22 protein-coding genes and 1 riboswitch are annotated in these 17,915 nt (G+C 70.3%); of the genes, 8 read left to right on the top strand and 14 right to left on the bottom strand.

All coding sequences use genetic code 11. The features are described from left to right. Positions 1 to 263: 263 nt before the first annotated feature. A complete protein-coding gene (locus tag ACIO52_RS20020) occupies positions 264 to 1,151 on the bottom strand; it encodes a M48 family metalloprotease (protein ID WP_402645724.1) in 888 nt (295 codons plus the stop codon). A 90-nt stretch (positions 1,152 to 1,241) separates the two neighbouring features. Next, positions 1,242 to 1,308, top strand: a riboswitch (guanidine-III (ykkC-III) riboswitch). A 10-nt stretch (positions 1,309 to 1,318) separates the two neighbouring features. Between ACIO52_RS20020 and ACIO52_RS20025 the strand changes: the two genes are divergently transcribed. The 4 genes from ACIO52_RS20025 (at position 1,319) to ACIO52_RS20040 (ending at position 4,800) form a co-directional block, all read left to right on the top strand. Then, positions 1,319 to 1,633, top strand: a complete 315-nt coding sequence (locus tag ACIO52_RS20025) for a multidrug efflux SMR transporter (protein ID WP_218720436.1) — start codon at positions 1,319 to 1,321, stop codon at positions 1,631 to 1,633. 347 nt (positions 1,634 to 1,980) lie between these two features. Then, positions 1,981 to 3,231 (top strand): PE-PPE domain-containing protein, encoded by a 1,251-nt coding sequence (locus ACIO52_RS20030; RefSeq protein ID WP_402645726.1) that lies wholly within the window; start codon positions 1,981 to 1,983, stop codon positions 3,229 to 3,231. A 136-nt stretch (positions 3,232 to 3,367) separates the two neighbouring features. Further along, the gene (locus tag ACIO52_RS20035) at positions 3,368 to 3,544 is read left to right on the top strand and encodes a hypothetical protein (RefSeq protein ID WP_402645728.1); all 177 of its coding nucleotides are present in this window, start codon (positions 3,368 to 3,370) and stop codon (positions 3,542 to 3,544) included. Between the two features lie 209 nt (positions 3,545 to 3,753). Then, the gene (locus tag ACIO52_RS20040) at positions 3,754 to 4,800 is read left to right on the top strand and encodes an alpha/beta fold hydrolase (protein WP_218720442.1); all 1,047 of its coding nucleotides are present in this window, start codon (positions 3,754 to 3,756) and stop codon (positions 4,798 to 4,800) included. A gap of 29 nt (positions 4,801 to 4,829) precedes the next feature. Here ACIO52_RS20040 and ACIO52_RS20045 read toward each other — a convergent pair whose 3' ends face one another. Together ACIO52_RS20045 and ACIO52_RS20050 are read right to left on the bottom strand one after the other, a co-directional pair. Continuing rightward, positions 4,830 to 5,441 (bottom strand): hypothetical protein, encoded by a 612-nt coding sequence (locus tag ACIO52_RS20045; protein ID WP_402645732.1) that lies wholly within the window; start codon positions 5,439 to 5,441, stop codon positions 4,830 to 4,832. Positions 5,442 to 5,569: 128 nt separating this feature from the next. Further along, positions 5,570 to 6,331, bottom strand: coding sequence for a 3-hydroxyacyl-CoA dehydrogenase (locus ACIO52_RS20050; RefSeq protein ID WP_218720446.1), 762 nt, complete (start codon positions 6,329 to 6,331; stop codon positions 5,570 to 5,572). A gap of 81 nt (positions 6,332 to 6,412) precedes the next feature. Here ACIO52_RS20050 and ACIO52_RS20055 point away from each other — a divergent pair, with 81 nt between their 5' ends. Then, positions 6,413 to 7,057 carry a TetR family transcriptional regulator gene (locus ACIO52_RS20055; protein ID WP_316574913.1) on the top strand — a complete coding sequence of 215 codons (645 nt, stop codon included), beginning with the start codon at positions 6,413 to 6,415 and terminating at the stop codon, positions 7,055 to 7,057. Here the strand turns inward: ACIO52_RS20055 and ACIO52_RS20060 are convergent. The 6 genes from ACIO52_RS20060 to ACIO52_RS20085 all read right to left on the bottom strand — a co-directional run bounded on the left by ACIO52_RS20060 (position 6,991) and on the right by ACIO52_RS20085 (position 11,243). Beyond that, the gene (locus ACIO52_RS20060) at positions 6,991 to 7,869 is read right to left on the bottom strand and encodes a TIGR03619 family F420-dependent LLM class oxidoreductase (RefSeq protein ID WP_218720450.1); all 879 of its coding nucleotides are present in this window, start codon (positions 7,867 to 7,869) and stop codon (positions 6,991 to 6,993) included. The genes ACIO52_RS20055 and ACIO52_RS20060 overlap by 67 nt on opposite strands. Continuing rightward, a complete protein-coding gene (locus ACIO52_RS20065; RefSeq protein WP_316574915.1) occupies positions 7,866 to 8,675 on the bottom strand; it encodes an SDR family NAD(P)-dependent oxidoreductase in 810 nt (269 codons plus the stop codon). The genes ACIO52_RS20060 and ACIO52_RS20065 overlap by 4 nt, the downstream gene beginning before the upstream one ends. A gap of 5 nt (positions 8,676 to 8,680) precedes the next feature. Beyond that, positions 8,681 to 9,187, bottom strand: a complete 507-nt coding sequence (locus tag ACIO52_RS20070) for a nuclear transport factor 2 family protein (protein ID WP_402645737.1) — start codon at positions 9,185 to 9,187, stop codon at positions 8,681 to 8,683. After that, the gene (locus ACIO52_RS20075) at positions 9,184 to 9,735 is read right to left on the bottom strand and encodes a VOC family protein (RefSeq protein WP_218720456.1); all 552 of its coding nucleotides are present in this window, start codon (positions 9,733 to 9,735) and stop codon (positions 9,184 to 9,186) included. Before ACIO52_RS20075 ends, ACIO52_RS20070 begins: the two co-directional genes overlap by 4 nt. 188 nt (positions 9,736 to 9,923) lie before the next feature. After that, the gene (locus tag ACIO52_RS20080) at positions 9,924 to 10,241 is read right to left on the bottom strand and encodes a hypothetical protein (RefSeq protein WP_402645740.1); all 318 of its coding nucleotides are present in this window, start codon (positions 10,239 to 10,241) and stop codon (positions 9,924 to 9,926) included. A 123-nt stretch (positions 10,242 to 10,364) separates the two neighbouring features. Beyond that, positions 10,365 to 11,243, bottom strand: a complete 879-nt coding sequence (locus ACIO52_RS20085) for a helix-turn-helix domain-containing protein (protein ID WP_402645743.1) — start codon at positions 11,241 to 11,243, stop codon at positions 10,365 to 10,367. Between the two features lie 91 nt (positions 11,244 to 11,334). Here ACIO52_RS20085 and ACIO52_RS20090 point away from each other — a divergent pair, with 91 nt between their 5' ends. Further along, the gene (locus tag ACIO52_RS20090) at positions 11,335 to 12,126 is read left to right on the top strand and encodes an SDR family oxidoreductase (protein WP_316574917.1); all 792 of its coding nucleotides are present in this window, start codon (positions 11,335 to 11,337) and stop codon (positions 12,124 to 12,126) included. A 10-nt stretch (positions 12,127 to 12,136) separates the two neighbouring features. Then, entirely contained in the window at positions 12,137 to 13,222 is a 1,086-nt protein-coding gene (locus tag ACIO52_RS20095; RefSeq protein WP_402645746.1) for a diacylglycerol kinase, read from the top strand. A 36-nt stretch (positions 13,223 to 13,258) separates the two neighbouring features. On the opposite strand, the gene ACIO52_RS20100 is transcribed toward ACIO52_RS20095, so the two are convergent. Then, positions 13,259 to 13,405, bottom strand: a complete 147-nt coding sequence (locus ACIO52_RS20100; protein ID WP_402645749.1) for a hypothetical protein — start codon at positions 13,403 to 13,405, stop codon at positions 13,259 to 13,261. Between the two features lie 129 nt (positions 13,406 to 13,534). On the opposite strand from ACIO52_RS20100, the gene ACIO52_RS20105 reads away from it, so the two are divergent. Then, positions 13,535 to 14,191, top strand: a complete 657-nt coding sequence (locus ACIO52_RS20105) for a cyclase family protein (RefSeq protein ID WP_402645751.1) — start codon at positions 13,535 to 13,537, stop codon at positions 14,189 to 14,191. A gap of 43 nt (positions 14,192 to 14,234) precedes the next feature. Here ACIO52_RS20105 and ACIO52_RS20110 read toward each other — a convergent pair whose 3' ends face one another. The 4 genes from ACIO52_RS20110 to ACIO52_RS20125 form a co-directional block, all read right to left on the bottom strand. Next, complete coding sequence (locus ACIO52_RS20110; RefSeq protein ID WP_402645754.1) at positions 14,235 to 14,726, bottom strand: DinB family protein; 492 nt, start codon at positions 14,724 to 14,726, stop codon at positions 14,235 to 14,237. Between the two features lie 173 nt (positions 14,727 to 14,899). Then, positions 14,900 to 15,073 carry a CsbD family protein gene (locus ACIO52_RS20115; RefSeq protein ID WP_218720471.1) on the bottom strand — a complete coding sequence of 58 codons (174 nt, stop codon included), beginning with the start codon at positions 15,071 to 15,073 and terminating at the stop codon, positions 14,900 to 14,902. Positions 15,074 to 15,190: 117 nt separating this feature from the next. After that, positions 15,191 to 16,297: a glutamate--cysteine ligase gene (locus ACIO52_RS20120; RefSeq protein WP_218720473.1), complete on the bottom strand. Its 1,107-nt coding sequence runs from the start codon at positions 16,295 to 16,297 to the stop codon at positions 15,191 to 15,193. Positions 16,298 to 16,493: 196 nt separating this feature from the next. Then, positions 16,494 to 17,669, bottom strand: a complete 1,176-nt coding sequence (locus ACIO52_RS20125; protein WP_218720475.1) for an AI-2E family transporter — start codon at positions 17,667 to 17,669, stop codon at positions 16,494 to 16,496. Positions 17,670 to 17,915 lie beyond the last annotated feature (246 nt).

The raw sequence follows: 17,915 nt of genomic DNA on the forward strand, positions 1-17,915 counted from the left end.
GACGAGCAGGGTTGGCGGGGGTGGGCGGCTCACGAAATCCTCACGCTGCGGACGGCAGTATCGGCAGCGATCAGGTTCCGGCTGTGTCCGGTCTCGCCGACCGAGCGCACCCGACACCCGCGGCGGCTCCTCGCGCCCCGCGGAACCGCACCGCCGAGCTGCCCTCGCGGTGCGGATCGCGCCGTGGACGCGACCGCTCCTGATCCGGCGCACCCGCCGACTGTTCCTCCGGCGGGTGCGCCCCCTTCCCACGGCGCGGGCGGTCAGGCCGCGACGGCTCGCCGAATCGCCCGCAGCCGTTCGGTTGTCGGCGGATGGGTGCCGAGCCAGCGGGCACGCGCGGCGAGCAGTGGCGATGCGGGAGTCGACTCGTGCGGCAGCCACCTGCGCAGTGCGCCGTGCAGATCGCGGCCGTACCCGAAGTCGACCGCCATCCGATCGGCGGCGAACTCCCCTCGCCGCGAGCGCGCCGCCGCGCTGAGCGGTTCCAGCACGAGCAGGGTGATCAGGACCGCGACGGTCGGTGCGCCGATGCGCGGCGTCAGCACCGTCGCCGCACCCACCAGGAGCGCGGCCGAGATCGCCGACCGGATCAGCAGGCGGACGACACCGGGACCCCGCGCCGCGCGGACGGGGATCTTGCCGATCGCGCGGACCACGCGGGCCGGGAGCGAGGCCCAGTCGTCGAGCAGCCGCAGCCGCGGATCGAGCAGGAGGTGATGGCCGAGTTCATGGGCGAGCACGGCGGCCAATTGCCGTGGCCGCAGCGACCCGAGCGCCCAGCTCGTCACCGAGACCATCCGGGCGGGGGCGGCGAAGGCGTTCAAGGCGGCCGATTGCTGCACCCACAGCGAATAGGGCCAACCGTCGACGCCGGCCGCGCGGGTGACCTCGGACCAGGCTGACGCGAGCAGGTCCGGCTCCGCGCCGACCGGTGGACGAAATCCGTACGCCGCCGCCGCTTGTGCCCGATTCGGGTGGAACCACGACGCACTCGCCACACCGCAACCGATCACGAACCACAGCGCGAGCACGATCATCGCCGCCCAGTAACCCATACCGACCCCGACGACATACACCAGCACTCCATTGAGCGTCAGGCTCGGCAGCGTCAGCAGAAATCCACCGGCGAATTCGCGAATCCTCCCCACCGGTAGGAGTTTACGGATACTCACCGACAGGTCGGGCGGTGAGCCGAACCACCATCGCTTGCCGCCCGGTAACCGGCGTGCCATGGTGGAAGTGAGCCCGGACCTCGGGCTTCCGGACGAGGGGTGCCGTACCCGGAGTGCGACAAGACGGCCCGAGGAGGGCTCTCATGTCGTGGATTCTGCTGGTCGTGTCCGGATTTCTGGAGGCCGTCTGGGCAACGGCTCTGGGCAAATCGGAAGGCTTCACCCGGCTCGTACCCTCGGTGGTGTTCTTCGCCGCGCTCCTGGCGAGCATGGCGGGATTGGCCGTCGCGATGCGCGAACTTCCCGTGGGCACCGCGTACGCGGTCTGGGTCGGTATCGGCGCGGTCCTCACCGTCGCCTACGCCATGGCCACCGGCGAGGAACCCGTCACGGTGGCCGAGCTCGTCTTTCTGACCATGATCGTGACCGGCGTGGTCGGGCTCAAACTCACCCACTGACCACCACGCTCCTTCTTTTCCCTGATGACGTCTCGATCACTCCCGATCCGCGTCGTCGGTCCGCGCACGTCCACCGATCTCCGCTTCTCCGCCGACTCCTCGCAACGCTGCCGCAACGGTGGCGTTGCCTCGATCAGCGCGCGCAATGATGCAGGGGCTGCCATTCTCTCCGCGTTGCGTCCTTGTCGCACAGCACAACCGCTGGCAGAATTGCTCTGAAATTGCCGAGGTCTCGCTCTTCCCTCCCGCTGAAGGGGCAGTCCATGCCGCAGACATCGACGACGCGACGAATCGGTCGGGCGACAAAGGCGGGAGAACGGAGGCGGCGTTCGGCCGCACGCGGCAGTGTGTCCGCCGCGATTCTGACGGCACTGGGTGTGGTGTGGCTCGAGGTGCAGAGTGTCGGCGCGGTCGCTCTCGCCGCGACGACGGTGCTGGTCGTTCCCGGCACCGGCACCAGCGACCCGTCGGTGGCCCACAACTTCGAAAGCAATGCTTACCAGAACTTCGTCGCCCCCGGCGCGGATGGCTGTACGGACAACTCCTGTCCTGGTGTCGCCTTCGTTCCCGTCCCGTACGACGCGTCCCTGTGGCCGGTCATCTCGTCGAAGGGTCCCGAGGCATCCTCGGCGAAGTGGAATCCCTCGGTGGCCGACGGTGTGACGACTCTCGGCGCGCTCGCCGCCCGACAGATCGACGCTCCCGCGCACGGCGGCATCGTCGTCTTCGGCTATTCGCAGGGCGCGACGGTCGCCAGTGCGCAGAAGGCCGCCCTGGCCGGCCTGACACCCCCGGACAAGGACCGTCTGACCTTCGTCCTCATCGCGAACCCGAATCGCCCCAACGGCGGAATCATCGAGCGGCCGGTACGTTTCGGGGAGATCCCGATCGCCGACATCAGTTTCGGACCGCCCACCCCGACCGACACCGGCATCGCGACAACCGATATCGCCATGCAGTACGACGGCATTTCCGACTTCCCGGCCTATCCGCTCAATGTCGTCGCCGTCGCCAATGCCCTGTTGGGCACCCTGCTCATCCACCCCTCCTATCTGCAGCCGAAAGGCGACGGCGCGGGCAGCCACCCCAAGCCGGGCGCGGCGATCTACGGCTACCCCGATCCGGCCGACTACATCGCGCAGCAGAATTGCGACGACCATCCCGCGAACTGCCAGGTCCACGGCGACACCACCTACAAGACGATCCCCAGCCCCGAAGGCACCCTGCCCCTGCTGTATCCCCTGCGCGCGGTCGGACACCACCTGAACCGGACCGACGTCACCGAACCCGTCGCCGCCCTCCTGGAACCGGCCCTGCGCGTAGTGATCGAAACCGGATACGACCGCACCGACTACGCGGCCCCCACCCCCTTGCATGTCGATCAACCCCTCGACCCCAGCAGAACCGACACCCTCCCGGCGGACCTGTCCGTCGCGATCGACCAGGGCATCGCCGCCGCGGCCGCCGACATCGACAACCCGTCCCACACCCCGGATCGCACCCTGCCGCCCGCGGCGGCCCTGACGAATCTCGACGACCTCCTCCCGCCGAATCCGATATCACCCCTCCTCCACGATTTCCTCACCCCGGCTCCCTAGCCACAACCGCGGCGACCCCGGACCCGGCTAGGGCCGAACGGACCGGCGTACCGCGCGCCGGGAACGACCCGAGCCGAGCGAAAGCACCCGCGCCTGCTATGCGGACGACGTCGCACGGGGCCTCACCGATGCCGGTTTGCGGGTGCTGGCGCACCGTGGAATTCGCAGCGTCTGCGACCTGATCGTCGACGACGAGCGCAAGACCGACCCGCACTTCTTCGCCCGACTCGAACAACTGGAACTCGCGATGTCCTCCCGCGCGCCCTACATCTACACGGCGAGGTTCTTTCACCTGATCGCCACGCCGAATTGAGGCATTGTCCGGCGCGCCCCGAATTGCCCGATGCTCAATACGAAACTAGTAGTTTCGCATGCTGACCTGGTGGCCACACGGAGACCGGGAGGCGGGCGGCCGCGCGAGGAACCCGGCGCCCGACCGTCGGCGGCGATTTGCCTGCCGGCGATAAGTCGGACACGATGTCCAGGTAAAATGTGCGGTGGGCACGGGCGTGGAGGTATGTGATGGTCAGCTGGGACAACGCGGTGCGTAATGTGGGCGCGCTGTTCGGCCCCGGAATCGAGCCGTATGTCCCGACCCCGTCCGAGGTCGTCTACGACCAGCCGCATCGGCTGTTGCGACGCTACCGCCGCACCGGCGCGGGCACCGGCAACCCGATCCTGCTGGTGCCGCCGCTGGCGGTGACGATCTCCTGCTACGACCTGCGACCCGGCCAGAGCCTGGTCGAGTATCTCCTGGACCTGGGCCGCGACGTCTATGTCATCGACTACGGCGAGATCGGCTGGGCCGACCGGAACCTGGGATTCGAGGAATGGGTCGACGACATCGTGCCCACCGCGGTGCACCGGGTCAGCGCGGAGCACGCGCACGCCCCGGTCGACGTGATCGGCTGGTCCTTCGGTGGCACGATCAGCCTGCTCACCGCGGCCGCCGACCCCGGTCTCCCGCTCGCCTCGATCACCGCGGTCGGCACACCGTTCGACCAGCGCCGCAACGGCCCGATGGCGCTGGCGCGCTCGGTCGCCCGGCTGACCTCGGGCCGGCTGGTCACCGAACCCGTGCGACTTCTCGGCGGCATACCGAAACATGCCGTGCGCATGGGTTTCCGGGCCCAGGCGCTCGACCGCGAATTGACCAAACCGTGGTACATCGCCCGCAATGCCGGCGATGTCGAAGCGCTGGCCCGGATGCAGGCCGTCGACCGGTTCATGGACGAGATGCCGGGGTATCCCGGCCGGTTCTATCGGCAGGTCTATCGCCGGCTGATCGTGCGCAACGAGATGTGGAAGGGCACAGTGCATCTGAGCCCGGCGCACGCGATCGAGCTGGCCGCGATCACCGTCCCGGTCCTGCTGATCGGTGGCCGCCGCGACAAACTCGCCTCGGCCGCCTCCGTCGCGGCCGGGACCGAAGTGCTCGTCGGCGCGCCGGTGCGCTTCGCCGAGGTCGACGGAAGCCATCTGGGCATCATCGCCGGCCCCGGTGCCCGCGATTCCAGCTGGGCGGCGATCCGCGACTTCCTCGCCGCCGACGTCGCGCACGTCGTCTGACCGGCTGGGTCTTGCTCCGCCGAGTACACCTACGTGCAGCCGCCGAGCCACCACCAACCGCCGGACAGCTCGATTTTCGGACAGATCGGGTCGCCGAATCCGTCGTACGGTCCGGGACCGGGCGCACCGCGAAAGTGCGCGTACCCCGTTGCGCCATCGGGAATTCCGACGTAGTCGGGGACGAACCGCACCGGGTGTCCACCACTGGTGCCGATGACCGCGACTCGGCAATTCGCCGAAACGAGGCACAGGTGCCTCGGTAGCGGGCTCCCGTAATAGTCGTCGGGCCTCGCCGGCACCGACGTCGCCGCCACCGCCGCGAACGCAGGCCGCTCGAGCCAGAATCGGGTGAACACCCCGACCTCCGGCTCCGCGACGAAGAGCGCGGGCCCACCTGTGCCGATCACCGCGAAAACAGCGGTGACCACGACGGGCCACCGCCGCGGGAACCGACGGGCTCGCCTGATCGCGACCGCGAAGACGACGATCACCACGACCCAGACCAGCACCAGTACCGGTAGGGCGAGCAGCCATAGCTGCGTCACCACCCAGCCACGATGCAGGCCGACCATCACTGCCACGAACATCGTCACCGCCGCGCTGATCGGCGGCAGCGCGAACCGGCGCGTCTGCTCGAACACCCTGACAACCTATCCGGCCGAGGTGCGCGACTCGCGCGGAGAATGTGGCGGACCAGCGAGCGTACCGCCGGACCCGGTCCTCCAGCCGGACATCGTGCCCGGCCGGAAGCCCTGGAGTGTCGATCAGGTCAGCGCGGCGCCATGCGGATCGCGCCGTCGAGGCGGATGGTCTCGCCGTTGAGCATCGGGTTCTCCACGATGTGGCGGGCCAGCGCGGCGAACTCGGTGGGCTGACCCAGGCGCGAGGGGTGCGGGACCTGCGCGCCGAGCGACTGCAGCGCCTCCTCGGGCAGCGTCTCGAACAGCGGGGTGCGGAACAGGCCGGGCGCGATGGTGACGACCCGGATCTTGAAGCTCGCCAGGTCACGCGCGACCGGCAGGGTCAGGCCCACGATGCCGCCCTTGGACGCGGAGTAGGCGGCCTGGCCGATCTGGCCGTCGTAGGCGGCGACCGACGCGGTGTTGACGATGACGCCGCGCTCCTCACCGACCGGCTCGGTGGCCGCCATGCGCTCGGCGGCGAGGCGGATCACGTTGAACGTGCCGACGAGGTTGACGTTGATCACCTTGGTGAAATCGGCGAGCGGGAACGCGCCCTTCTTGCCGACCGTCTTGATCGCGTTGCCGATGCCCGCGCAGTTCACGGCGATCCGCAGCGGTGCCAGCGATTCGGCGACGTCGAGGGCCGCAGCGACCGCCGATTCGTCGGTCACGTCCGCCGCCGCGAAGGCCGCGCCCTCGCCCAGCTCCTTGGCGATGGTCGCCCCGTCGGACGACGGCAGGTCGACGATGACGACCTTCGCGCCCTGGGCGTGCAGTTCCCGCACGGTCGCCAAGCCGAGACCCGACGCACCGCCGGTGACGATCGCGGACGCATTGACGAAATCCATACCCGTAACTCCTGTTCGATGAGATGACTCGTGCTCGGCCGCAATATTGACACACTTCGCCAAAACTGGTTGGCTTTCGCCGTGACGCAGCCCGCTCCCCGCCGCCCCGGCCGCCCCTCGGTGCTGGACACCCGGGCCGTGTCCGCGGGTGCGCTGCGCCTGTGGACCGACCGCGGTTTCGCCACCACCAATTGGAACGACCTCGCCGAGGCCACGGGAATCAGCACGCGAACCCTGCTGCGGCACTTCTCTTCCCGCGCCGAGATCGCGTGGCTGGGTGTCGCGCCGGCGACCGACCGCCTGCGCGACGTGCTCACCGGCGCGGCCGAGGACGCGCCGCCCGCGCTCGTCGTCCGGACGGCGATCGTCGAATCCGTGTCGCGCGATCCGCGGATTCACGAGCTGGCACCGGCCTGGCTGCGATTGATCTCCTCGGAGCCCGAACTCGCCGCGACCGCTCCCCGGATCTACCAGCCCTGGATCGATACGCTGTCGGGCTATCTGGCCCGTCGGCTACCCGGCTCCCCCGCGGCCATCTGCCGGGCACTCGCGACCGCCTATCAGTCCGCCACGTTCGCGGCCCTGATCGAGTGGGCCGAGTCCGGCGCGGGTGCGGACTGCGCCGACTCGGTCGATCGGATGCTGCGGTGGATGGATGCTCATCTGCCGGGGACCGCGTCCGCCCCGGAGTCCTCGTCGCGGATCTCGGCCAGCGCGCCCAGCTGATCGCAGTAGTGCCCGGCCGAGGTCGCCGTCAACGCGGCGCCGATCACCGTCGCGCCCGCGCGGGCCGCGGCCGCGAGCTTCGCCCTTGTCCCCGTGGGGTTTCCGAGCGGATCCAGCGAGCCGGCCGAGAGGACGACCTCGAAGCCGGCGGGCGGCTGCCGACGGGCCAGCAGCGTGCCGATCTCGTCGAAGGTCAGCCCGAACGGGACCCAGCCGTCGGCCAGATCCACCGCGCGCCGCAGCGAGCGCGCCGTGCGACCACCGATCCACAGCGGCACGGACTCCTGAACGGCGTGCGGTTCGACCACCATGTCGGTGAACCGGTGATACGGACCTTCGTGGTGCGGGACACGCTGCGACAGCGCCGCGCGCAGGGCGATCAGCGCCGCGTCACCCCGCGCGCCGCGGTCGTCGAACGCGACGTCGAGGAGCTCGAATTCCTCCCGCAGTGAGCCGACACCCAGTCCCAGGATCAACCGTCCGCCGCTCACGACGTCGAGAGTGCCGTACCGCTTGGCGATCTCGAGTGGGTGGTGGTAGCCGAGCACCAGCACCTTCGTGGCCAGCCGGATCCGGTCGGTGCGCGCGGCCAGATACCCGAGGGTGGCCAGGGGATCCCAGTAGGTCGCCCCGCGCACCGCGGCGACCGCGGCCGGAACCGCGACGTGCTCGCTGCAGGTGAGATGGTGGAACCCGAGCCGGTCCGCGGCGACCGCGATCCGCGCGAGGTCGGCAATGCCTGCCGACTCCTCCCACGGGCTGTGCGCGCCCGGCACCCGTGTGACCACCGGGGTATCGATGCCGATCCTCATCCGGTCACCGTCCGGGCACCCGGCGGCGGCAGCAGTTTCCCGGCCCCGGCGCTCGCGGCCAGCAGCAGCTCGGCCCGATCGGTTCCGCTGTGCTTGGCCGCGATCGCCGCGAACTCCTCCACCACGACCACCGGGCCGTTCGCCAGGCTCGCCAGCCCCTGCGCGGCGACCTCGCGAGGTTCGGAGACCCGCAGGCCGGGCCGGTCCCACCGCAGTCCGGCCCTGGCCATCGCGGGCGTGCGGGTCACGCCGAGCACCAGGTGCACCACGTCGACCTCGTGGTCGCGCATTTCCAGCCACAGCCCTTCGGCGAAGGTGCGCAGGAACGCCTTGGCCGCCGCGTAGACGCTGATCTGCGCCGACCCCAGGTATCCGCTGAGCGAACCGACCAGCAGGATGCCACCGCGACGCCGCTCCCGCATGGGAGCGCCGAAGTGTTGCACCAGGGTCAGCTGAGCGGTGATGTTCAGGTCGATGACCGCCCGGAATCGGTCGAGGTCACCGGTCACGAACTCGTGGCCGTAGGTGTTGGCACCCGCGTTGTAGATCAGCAGGCCCACGGTCAGGTCGTCGGTGAGTACCGCGATGCGGTCGAGCGCGTCCGGGGCGAGCAGGTCGACCGACAGCGTGCGCACCTCGACGCCGTGGGCGCGACAGACCTCGGCGGTCGCCAGCAGCGGTTCTTCCTTGCGCGCCAGCAGCACCAGATGCACACCCGCCCGGGCGAGCTGCTCGGCGAACTCAGCGCCGACACCTTCGGACCCGCCCGCGATCACCGCCCAGGGGCCGTACTTGTCGATGTCCATGGGTCTCAGTCCCGCCCCTCGGATCCGGTGACGACGCCACCGAGCAGCTCACGCGCCTCGGGCCTGCCGTCCAGCAACCGGGCCACGCGGCGCCGTACCTGCCAGCGACCGCCGGTCTTCACCAGTTCCCAGCGGTTCGCGGTGATCCGGGCGACGTGGAACTGCGCTGTCGTCCCCGGAACCTTCAGCACCAGCTGCGAATGTCCGATGGCCACGGCGCGATCCCCGTCGACCTCGACGTGCGGCAGGCCGATCAGATGCGCCGAGCCGTTGGTGATGAAACCCTGATGCGGCCCGCTGCCGACCATCGCGCGCACCTCGGCGCGCCCGCGCAGCATTCCCGAATCCACGTCGTACTCACCGTCTTCGGACCACAGCGCGGCCGTGCCGTCGGCGGATCCACTGTCCACGGCGGGACCGTAGGCGGCGATCAGCTCCAGGATCTGCCACTTGTCCTCCATCAGCTCCACGCGCCGCAGCAGTGCCGCGAGATCTGCGGGTGCCGGGGTCATGAGTGCCTCCCCGCCGTTGCGGACAGCGCCGCCCGGCGCGCCGCGACGCGTGCCCACACTGCGGGGTCGGTCCGCGGACCGCCCGGGGTGTCGGCGCCGTACCGGCGGATCTGGGCATCGATGTCCAGGGGCGCGGTCAGCGAGGTGCCGGGAGCCAGGGCGTCTTCGACGTGCTCGTCGGGCACCAGCCAGCACACCTCGAACTCGATGCCGTCGGGGTCGCGGGCGTAGAGCGCCTTGGTCGACCCGTGATCGCTCGCCCCGGTCAGCGCGTGCGCGGCAGTCAGGCCGTCGCGCACCGCGGCCAGCTCGGACAACGTATCCACTTCCCACGCAACGTGATAGAGCCCGACCGAGCCCGGCCCCGCCGCGGCGGTCCTGGCCTGGAAGAGCCCGAGATCGTGGTCGTTGGCCGAACCGGGGTGGCGCAGGAACGCGCCGCCGGGAAATCCCTCGGCGAGCCGCTCGAATCCGAGCACATCCTCGTAGAACGCGATACTGCGCGGCAGATCCGCGACGAACAGGACGATGTGGTTGATTCCCCGCATGCCCGGCGACCTCCTGAGATCGATGGTTCTCGACCTCTCACAGTCCCACGGAATCACCCCGGGTCGATACCGGGTGACCGGCGAGTGGGACACGCGCCTGGGAGCTCCGCGCCGCCGGGCACGACCGGCAACGCCGACGCTTGGACCAGCTCACCGCGCGCGAGCCGGGTGCAGCCTGTCGGCGGACCTCACTTCGGCACCAGGATCCCGGTCAGATCCGCGTCGCGGATCGGTGTCTCCGGGTTCGCCTGCGCCTCGCACATCAGGTTGACGGCGGCGACCGCCAGGTCGACCGCGTTCTGGTCCGCGGCCGTACTCTCCCGGCCCTCTTCTTCGAGCATTTTCGTCACCGTGGTGTGCTTCTTGGCGGAATCCTGGGCGACGTACTCGCTGCACCTCGTGTCACCGCCCTTGTTGACGGCCTTCTCCACTTCGGCGCATCCCGCTGTCCCGCCCATCATGGCCAGGATCAGCGTTGTCGCCACGATCGTTGCTCGCAAATACATGATCACTCTCGTTCCTGTGGGCGTACCCGAGCCGCTAGAGCCCGACACAGGGGGCATAGCCACAATGGCGAAAGGTAATCAGCCGGTCGGGACCTGCGCCGCGGACGCGCTCCGCCGCGTTGGTCAGGCCCGCCGTCCGAGCGCGGCCGACAGCGCCGCGGCGCCGGTGCGGATCATGTCGACGTATCGCGCGCGATCGGCCTGGCCGACCGCGGAGCGCAGCAGACCGATCTGGACCTCGTAGGGCGCGCCGGCACCGCCGAGCACCGGCGCCGACAGGTAGCCCACGGGCAGCGGCTCCTCGTCCGCGAGGTCGGCTTCCCGGTAGGGACGCGCGGTCAGCCGGGCCAGCTGCCGCAGCACCCGGGCACGGAGTTCCGCCTGGACCACCTCGCCGCCGACCGCGCCGAGCAACTCCGCGAGCACCTCCACCACGCCGGCGTCGTCGGAATCGGGGCGAAAGATCGCACAGCCGTGGGTGGTGACGAACCGCAGCAGCGCCGGCGCGCTCCGCCGCGCCGGGCCGGTCGCCGTCGCCAGCCACGCCCGGCGTTCGGGCTCCCCGCGCCACGGCATCACGGCGGCGCCCGCCGGATAGGACAGCGGAATGGACTGTCCCACAGCGAGTCCGGGCACGATGCGCGCGCCCGCCGCGTATTCCTTGGCCACCACGGTGAGCCGCCCGTCGACGATCCGGCTCAGTGTCACACCGCAGTGCGCGGCCGCGGCCAGTTCCCGTAGCGCGGTACTCACCGCCACAGCCGGGATCTCGGGGTCGGCGGGCGCGAGCGCGGCGAGCGCGGGTCCGGGGCCGAACCGACGATCGCGGTCGCGGCGCACCCAGCCCGCCTCGGTCAGCTCGGTCAGCACGGCGGTGATCGTGGCACGCGCCGATGAGAGCGCCGACGCGATCTCCGAGACGGTCAGCGCGCGGTCACTGCGGGTCAGCAGTTCCATCACCTCGATGACCCGACGGGTCGGCGGCGACGCGGATTCCGGCATGACACCCTCTTGTCTGCGGGTACGGCCCGCCCTACACTGCTTCGACTATTCGCCACATATTAGTCGAATATTCGACGCACGAGAGGTGCTCATGATCCTCGACCAATTCCGTCTGAACGACCGGGTAGCCATCGTCACCGGGGCGGGGCGTGGCCTCGGCGCCGCGATCGCGACCGGTTTCGCCGAGGCCGGTGCCGACGTGGTGATCGCCGCGCGCACCGAGGCCGACCTGCGGCGGGTCGCCGACCAGGTCGAGGCGGCCGGTCGGCGCGCGCACGTCGTGGTCGCCGACCTCGCCGACCCGGACGCCGTCACCGCGCTGGCCGACGCCGCGACCGCGCAGTTCGGCCGACTGGATGTCGTCGTCAACAATGTGGGCGGGGCGCTGCCGAGACCGTTGCTCGACACCTCCCCCGGCGATCTCGCCGAGGCCTTCGCCTTCAATGTCGGGACAGCGCACGCCCTGGTGCGTGCCGCGGTGCCGAGGATGCTCGACACCGCGGGCGGTGGCTCGATCATCAACATCACCTCGACGATGGGCAGACTGCCGGGACGCGCCTTCGCCGCCTACGCCACCGCCAAGGCCGCGCTGGCCCACTACACCCGCAGCGCCGCCATGGATCTCAGCCCCCGCATCCGGGTCAACGCGATCGCGCCCGGCTCGATTCTGACCTCCGCGCTCGACATCGTCGCGGGCAACGAGCAGATGCGCACGGCGATGGAGCAGGCGACGCCCTTGCAGCGCCTCGGCGAGCCCGGCGATATCGCCGCGGCCGCGCTGTTTCTCGCCTCGCCCGCGGGCGCCTTCCTCACCGGGAAGGTGCTCGAGGTCGACGGTGGGCTCATCGCGCCGAATCTGACCATTCCCCTGCCGGATCTGTGAGGACGACACCATGGTTCATCGTGTAGTGCACTGGGGCACCGGCAATGTCGGCAGGCACGCCCTGGCGGGAGTGCTGGCCGATCCCCGGTTCGAGCTGGTCGGTGTGCACGTGTCCGGGCCCGACAAGGCCGGGCGCGACGCCGCCGAACTCGCCGGAACATCCACGCCCACCGGCGTTCTCGCCACCACCGAGCTCGCCGACGTCTTGGCGCTGCGGCCCGACTGCGTGGTCTACACCGCCATGACCGACAACCGGTTGCTGGAGGCGCTCGCGGATCTGCGCGCCCTGCTCGCCGCCGGGATCAATGTGGTGGCCAGCGCCCCCGTGTTCCTCCAGTATCCGTGGCAGGTGCTGCCGACGGACCTGCTGGCGCCGGTGGAACAGGCTGCGGCGCAAGGCGATGCGTCGCTGTTCGTCAACGGCATCGACCCCGGCTTCGCCAACGATCTGCTGCCGCTGGCCCTGCTGGGCACCTGCCGCTATGTCGAGCAGGTGCGCTGTCTCGAGATCGTCGACTACTCCACCTACGACAATCCCGCGGTCATGTTCGACATCATGGGCTTCGGCAAGCCGATGGACGAGACTCCCCTGCTGCTGCAACCGGGCGTGCTGTCGCTGGCCTGGGGCAGCGTGGTGCGCCAGCTCGCCGCGGGGCTGGCGATCGAACTCGACAGCGTCACCGAGCGTTTCGAGCGACTGCCCGCGCCGGAGACCTTCGACATCGACTCGGGCACCATCCCCGCGGGCACGGCCGCGGCCCTGCGGTTCGAGGTCCGCGGCATGGTCGGCGACCGGGTCGTCACCGTGCTCGAGCATGTCACCCGGCTGCGCGCCGACCTCGCCCCCGACTGGCCGCAGCCCGCCCGGGCCGGCGGGTCCTACCGCGTCGAGATCACCGGTGAGCCGAACTACACCTTGGATCTGGCGATGTTCAGCGACCGCGGCGACCACAATCACGCCAGTCTGGTCGGCACGGCGATGCGGGTGGTCAATGCCATTCCGGCCGTCGTCGCCGCAGCGCCGGGCATCCGCACCACGCTCGACCTTCCGCTCGTCACCGGGTCCGGTCTGGCCGATCCCGGCCGCAAGCCGTGACAGCACAGTGAAGACGGCCGGCTCGACCTCGGCCGCTCACTTGTCCGCGCTCGGTCCGGCGATGCCGGGCTCGGATCCCCACGACGGTGGGTCCACGATGGTCGGTCGAGTCTCGGCGGGCGGCCAGGTCGTCCAGGCGGCGGCCGCCGCGTGTTCGGCGACGGATTTTCCCCAGTTCCACATCGTTTCGCTCCTCCCCAGAGCTCATCCGCGGGTCTCACCAGGCTATCGGGCAATGATGTGGCGGGCTAATGAGTATTCGGCGCGCGTGCCGCACCGGCGAAGCGCCGGACCTGTTCGTAAGCTCCCGGTGTGCGCCTGATCGACCTGACCCAGCCGATCCACACGGGGATGCCCGTGTTTCCCGGCGACCCGGAAGTCCGCCTGGAACCGGCCCTTCGGGTCGCCACCGACGGGGTCAACGTGCTGCGCGTCCACCTCGGATCGCAATCCGGAACCCATGTCGACGCGCCCGCTCATCTCGACGACAGCCTGCCCACGCTCGACGAACTCCCGCTCGAACGCTTCACCGGGCCCGCGTACATCGTCGACGCCGGGTCCGTGCCCGCCCGCGGCGTGATCGGGGTCGAGCTCTTCGATATCGATCCGGTGCCGGGCGCCGTCGTCCTGATCGCCACCGGATGGTCGTCGCGCTGGGGCACCGACGCCTATCTCACCCACCCTTCTCTGGACCCCGCAGCGGCACAGATGCTGGTGGACAAGGGAATCCGCACCGTCGGCATCGACGCACCCAGCATCGATCCGTCCGAGGCCGAAGATCTCGCCCTCCCGGCGCACCGGATCCTGTGCGGCGCGCACGCGGTGATCGCCGAGAACCTCACCGGTCTCGACCGGCTGCTGGCCGCTCAGTCGGCGGGCGCCACCATCGAGGTCTCGCTGTTCCCCCTGCGTCTCAGCGCAGCGGACGGAGCCCCGATCCGGGCGGTGGCCCGCGTGGGCGGCCGGTAGCCGTTCGGCCTCGGCAAAGGCCATCCGATCTCTGCCCGAACGGTCAGCGGCCGGTGGTGCCGTCGATCAGTTCGCGAAGGGTATCGGCGTGGCCCGCGTGCCTGCCGGTCTCCTCGATCATGTGGGTCAGCGCCCAGCGGACGCTGGGAGCGGGTCGCCCGGCCCGCGGCACCGGCGCGCCGAGATCGGTACAGCCGTCGAGGATCTCGTTCGCGCGCTCGACCGCGGCGCGGTAGCGGGCGACGACGTCGTCCACCTTGTCCTCGGCAGCGACGTGGAACGTCGCGGGCCAGTCGGTCACGGTGTCGCCGAGGAACATCGCGCGTTCGACGGAGGTCAGGTGCGCCAGCAGGCCGAGCAGATTCGTGCCCGACGGCACCGCGGGCGTGCGCGCCTGCGCGTCGGGGGCGCCGTCGACTTTCGCGGCGATCGAGGTCTGTAGATAGTCGAGGAACCCGCGCAGGACCTGTTTCTCGTCGCCACCGGTTCGCGGCGGCGGGGTGTCCCTGCGGCGGGTGCGGCGCGGCGTGGGCACAAAGGTCTCCTTTCGTCGCGAGCATCGGCCCGCGCTCTCCCAGTCTCGCCACGCCCACCACGATCTGGCACGCGAAGTTGCGGTTTCGGCAAACCGGCGATCAGCGGCGCCCACCGCGCGCCGCGGGGGCACCGGCAGTCGAGCCGGTGCCCCCGCGGGAGAGAGCAGGTGCGTCAGTTCCGGAAGGCGTCCTTCACCTTCTCGCCGGCGTCCTTCAGGTTGGACTTGGCCTGTTCCCCGCGACCTTCGTTCTCCAGGTCCCGGTCGTCGGTGGCCTTGCCGGCAGCCTCCTTGGCCTTACCCGCCAATTCCTCGGCCTTGTTCTTCGCCTTGTCCGCAAAGCTCATCGCGGCATTCCTTTCAGACGTTCGCTCGGCCACACCGTGACCGTGGGCCGTCTTGGGGACCCACTTGCCGCGATACCCGGGTCTCGTCGCGACAAACACCCGTGCGCCGGGACCTCGTCAGCATCCCTCCAGCGTCGCCCGCGCCGATGCGGCGACCACATCGGCGACGTCGCGCCGAGCGCGGAACGCCTCGAGCTGGCGCCGCGCGCCGTTGCCGCGGCCGGCCAGCGCGTCGATCGCCTCGACGACGAACTCGCGGTCCCCGCTGTCGTCCAGCGCGGTGGCGATGTGGTCGACGAGCCGATGCAGCAACTCCAGATGCGGGACCACCCGGCCCTTCGCCATATCGAGCCCGTTGCCGTCCAGGCCGGAATGCGCGGCGTTCCAGTACGCCGTCCGCAGCACCTCCCCCGACACCGCGAACGCGGGTTCATGGCGCGCGATCGACCGCAGTCCCGAGCTCACGATCCCCCGGATCAACGCCGCCAGCAGCGCGGACTCCGCCGCGGTGGCCGGGACATCGCTGACCCGGACTTCCACGGTCGGGAACGACTCCGAGGGGCGGATGTCCCAGTAGACCATCTTGTTGTCCAGGATGCTGCCGCTGGCCCGCATCATCGCCACGATCGACTCGAAGTCTTCGAGCGAGGCGAAATAGGGCGGTGGGCCTGCGCTGGGCCAGCGTCGCCACAGGATGCTGCGCCAGCTCGCGTAGCCGGTCTCGGCGCCGCGATAGATCGCCGAGTTCGCGGTCGTGGCCAGCAGCACCGGCAGCCAGGGCCGCACGTAGTTACCGACGAGCACCGCGGTCTCGCGGTCGGGCACACCGACATGGACATGGCAACCACACAGCCCCTGCTCGTGGGCGATCATCCCGAACGCGTGCGCGATCCGCTGATAGCGCGGGGTGTCGGTCACCGGGAACCGGTCGGGGACGGTCGGCGGGATCGCCACCGCCAGCAGCCGCGCATCGTGCTCCGCCGCGCACTCGGCGACCCGGCGCCGGGATGTGCGCAACTCCCCCAGCAATTCCCCGATGTCGGAGTGCACCCGGCTGCTGGTTTCGACCTGGCAGCGCGTCAGCTCCAGTTGCAGGTCGATCCCGGCCCGCCGCGCGGTCTCGGCGACCTGGCTGTTCTTCGCGGCCGGGGCGCCGGTGCCGGGGTCGGTCAACAGGAATTCCTCTTCGACGCCGACCGTGAGTACGTCCGCGTGCCTGCCCACCGCCCGCCTCCTTTGCAGGGATTCGACGAGGTACTTCCCACCGCGATCGCGGCACAGTCATCCGTGACGACGTCTCCACAGGCGACACCTTCACCGTAGACCAGGTGGTCGCCGTCGTGAACCCCGGCGAGCCGGTGTCGAGTCACGAACCCGGCGATCCGGCGCAGGTCCGCGCGCTGATCGCCCAGGAATCCGCTCAGGTACCCGGTTCGGGCACGGGCGCGTCGCTGTCCGTTTCGGCGGCCGCCGCCCGCGCTGATCCGGTGGCGGCGTCGATCTGCTCGCCGATGTAGCGAATGACCACGGCGACCATCGCGACGACCGGCACCGCGAGGAACGCGCCGGTGATGCCGTAGAGCGAGCCGCCCGCGGTGACCGCCAGCAGCACGATCACCGCGTGCAGCTCCATGCTGCGGCTCTGCAGGACCGGTTGCAGCACATTGCCTTCCAGCTGCTGCACCGCGATGACGATGCCGAGCACGATCACGGCGGTGGTGAACCCGTTGCCGACCAGCGCGACCAGCACCGCGAGCGCACCGGCGACGAAGGCGCCGACCATCGGTACGAAGCCACCGATGAAGGTGATCACCGACAGCACCAGCGCCAGGGGGACGTCGAGGATGAACAGCGCCGTGCCGATGCAGAGGGCGTCGACCATGCTGACGACCGCCTGGGTCCGGATGAATCCGCCCAGCGTCGCCCACACCCGCTCGAGCACAGCCTCGACATGGCGGCCGCTGCGCTGTCCGAACACCCCGTGCATCCACGGCAGCAGCCGAGGACCGTCCTTGAGGAAGAAGAACACCAGCACCAGCACCAAGAACACGGTGATCAGGAACGATGTCGCGGTGGAGACGCCGGTGAACACGCCGTTGGCGATCTGCGAGCCACTGGACTGCAGGCGCGCCACGATCGCGTCGACCGCGGAATCGAGTTGCTCGTCGCGCAGCCGCAACGGCGGTCCCTGAATCCAGTCACGGACCTGATTGACACCGGCGGTGGACTTGTCGACGAGTTCGGGCGCCTGCTCGGCCACCGACGGCACGATCAGCGCGACGACCCCGGCCACCAACCCGAGGAATCCCAGCAGGGTCGCCGTCGCGGCCAGCGCGGGCGGCCACCGGTGCCTGGTGAGCCAGCGAGTCGGCGGCCACAGGATCGTGGCCACCACGGTCGCCAGCGCGACGGGCAGGATCACCACCCACAGGCGGGCGGCGATCGAACCCAGCACCCACGCGCCCGCCGCGATCGCCACGATGCACAGCGACCACTTCGCCAGCCACAGCAGCCCGCCCCCGATCACGTCCCCGCGATCACGCGGCGACTTTCCGCTCGGTTGCGCCACACTGGGTTCTTTCACCGGCCCGCTCACGCCGTCAGTCTGACACGCGCGCTGTCCTCAGCGCTCCCGCCCGCGCAGGAACCCGACCCGACGCCGGACGACGCCACGGTTCGCCGCCGTCCGCTCGACGGTCGGCGGCGCCGTGCCCGGGATCGCGAACCGCGGCCGCGCCATCGTCTGCGGGCGGGCGAACCGCGCAGGCCCTCTTGGCCGTGAATGCGCCCGATGCCCGATTCCCCGGCCCCGCCGAACGGCGGGTACACCGTGGCGGCCAGC

It is taken from the genome of Nocardia sp. NPDC087230 (assembly GCF_044744725.1).
Taxonomy (GTDB): Bacteria; Actinomycetota; Actinomycetes; order Mycobacteriales; family Mycobacteriaceae; genus Nocardia; species Nocardia canadensis.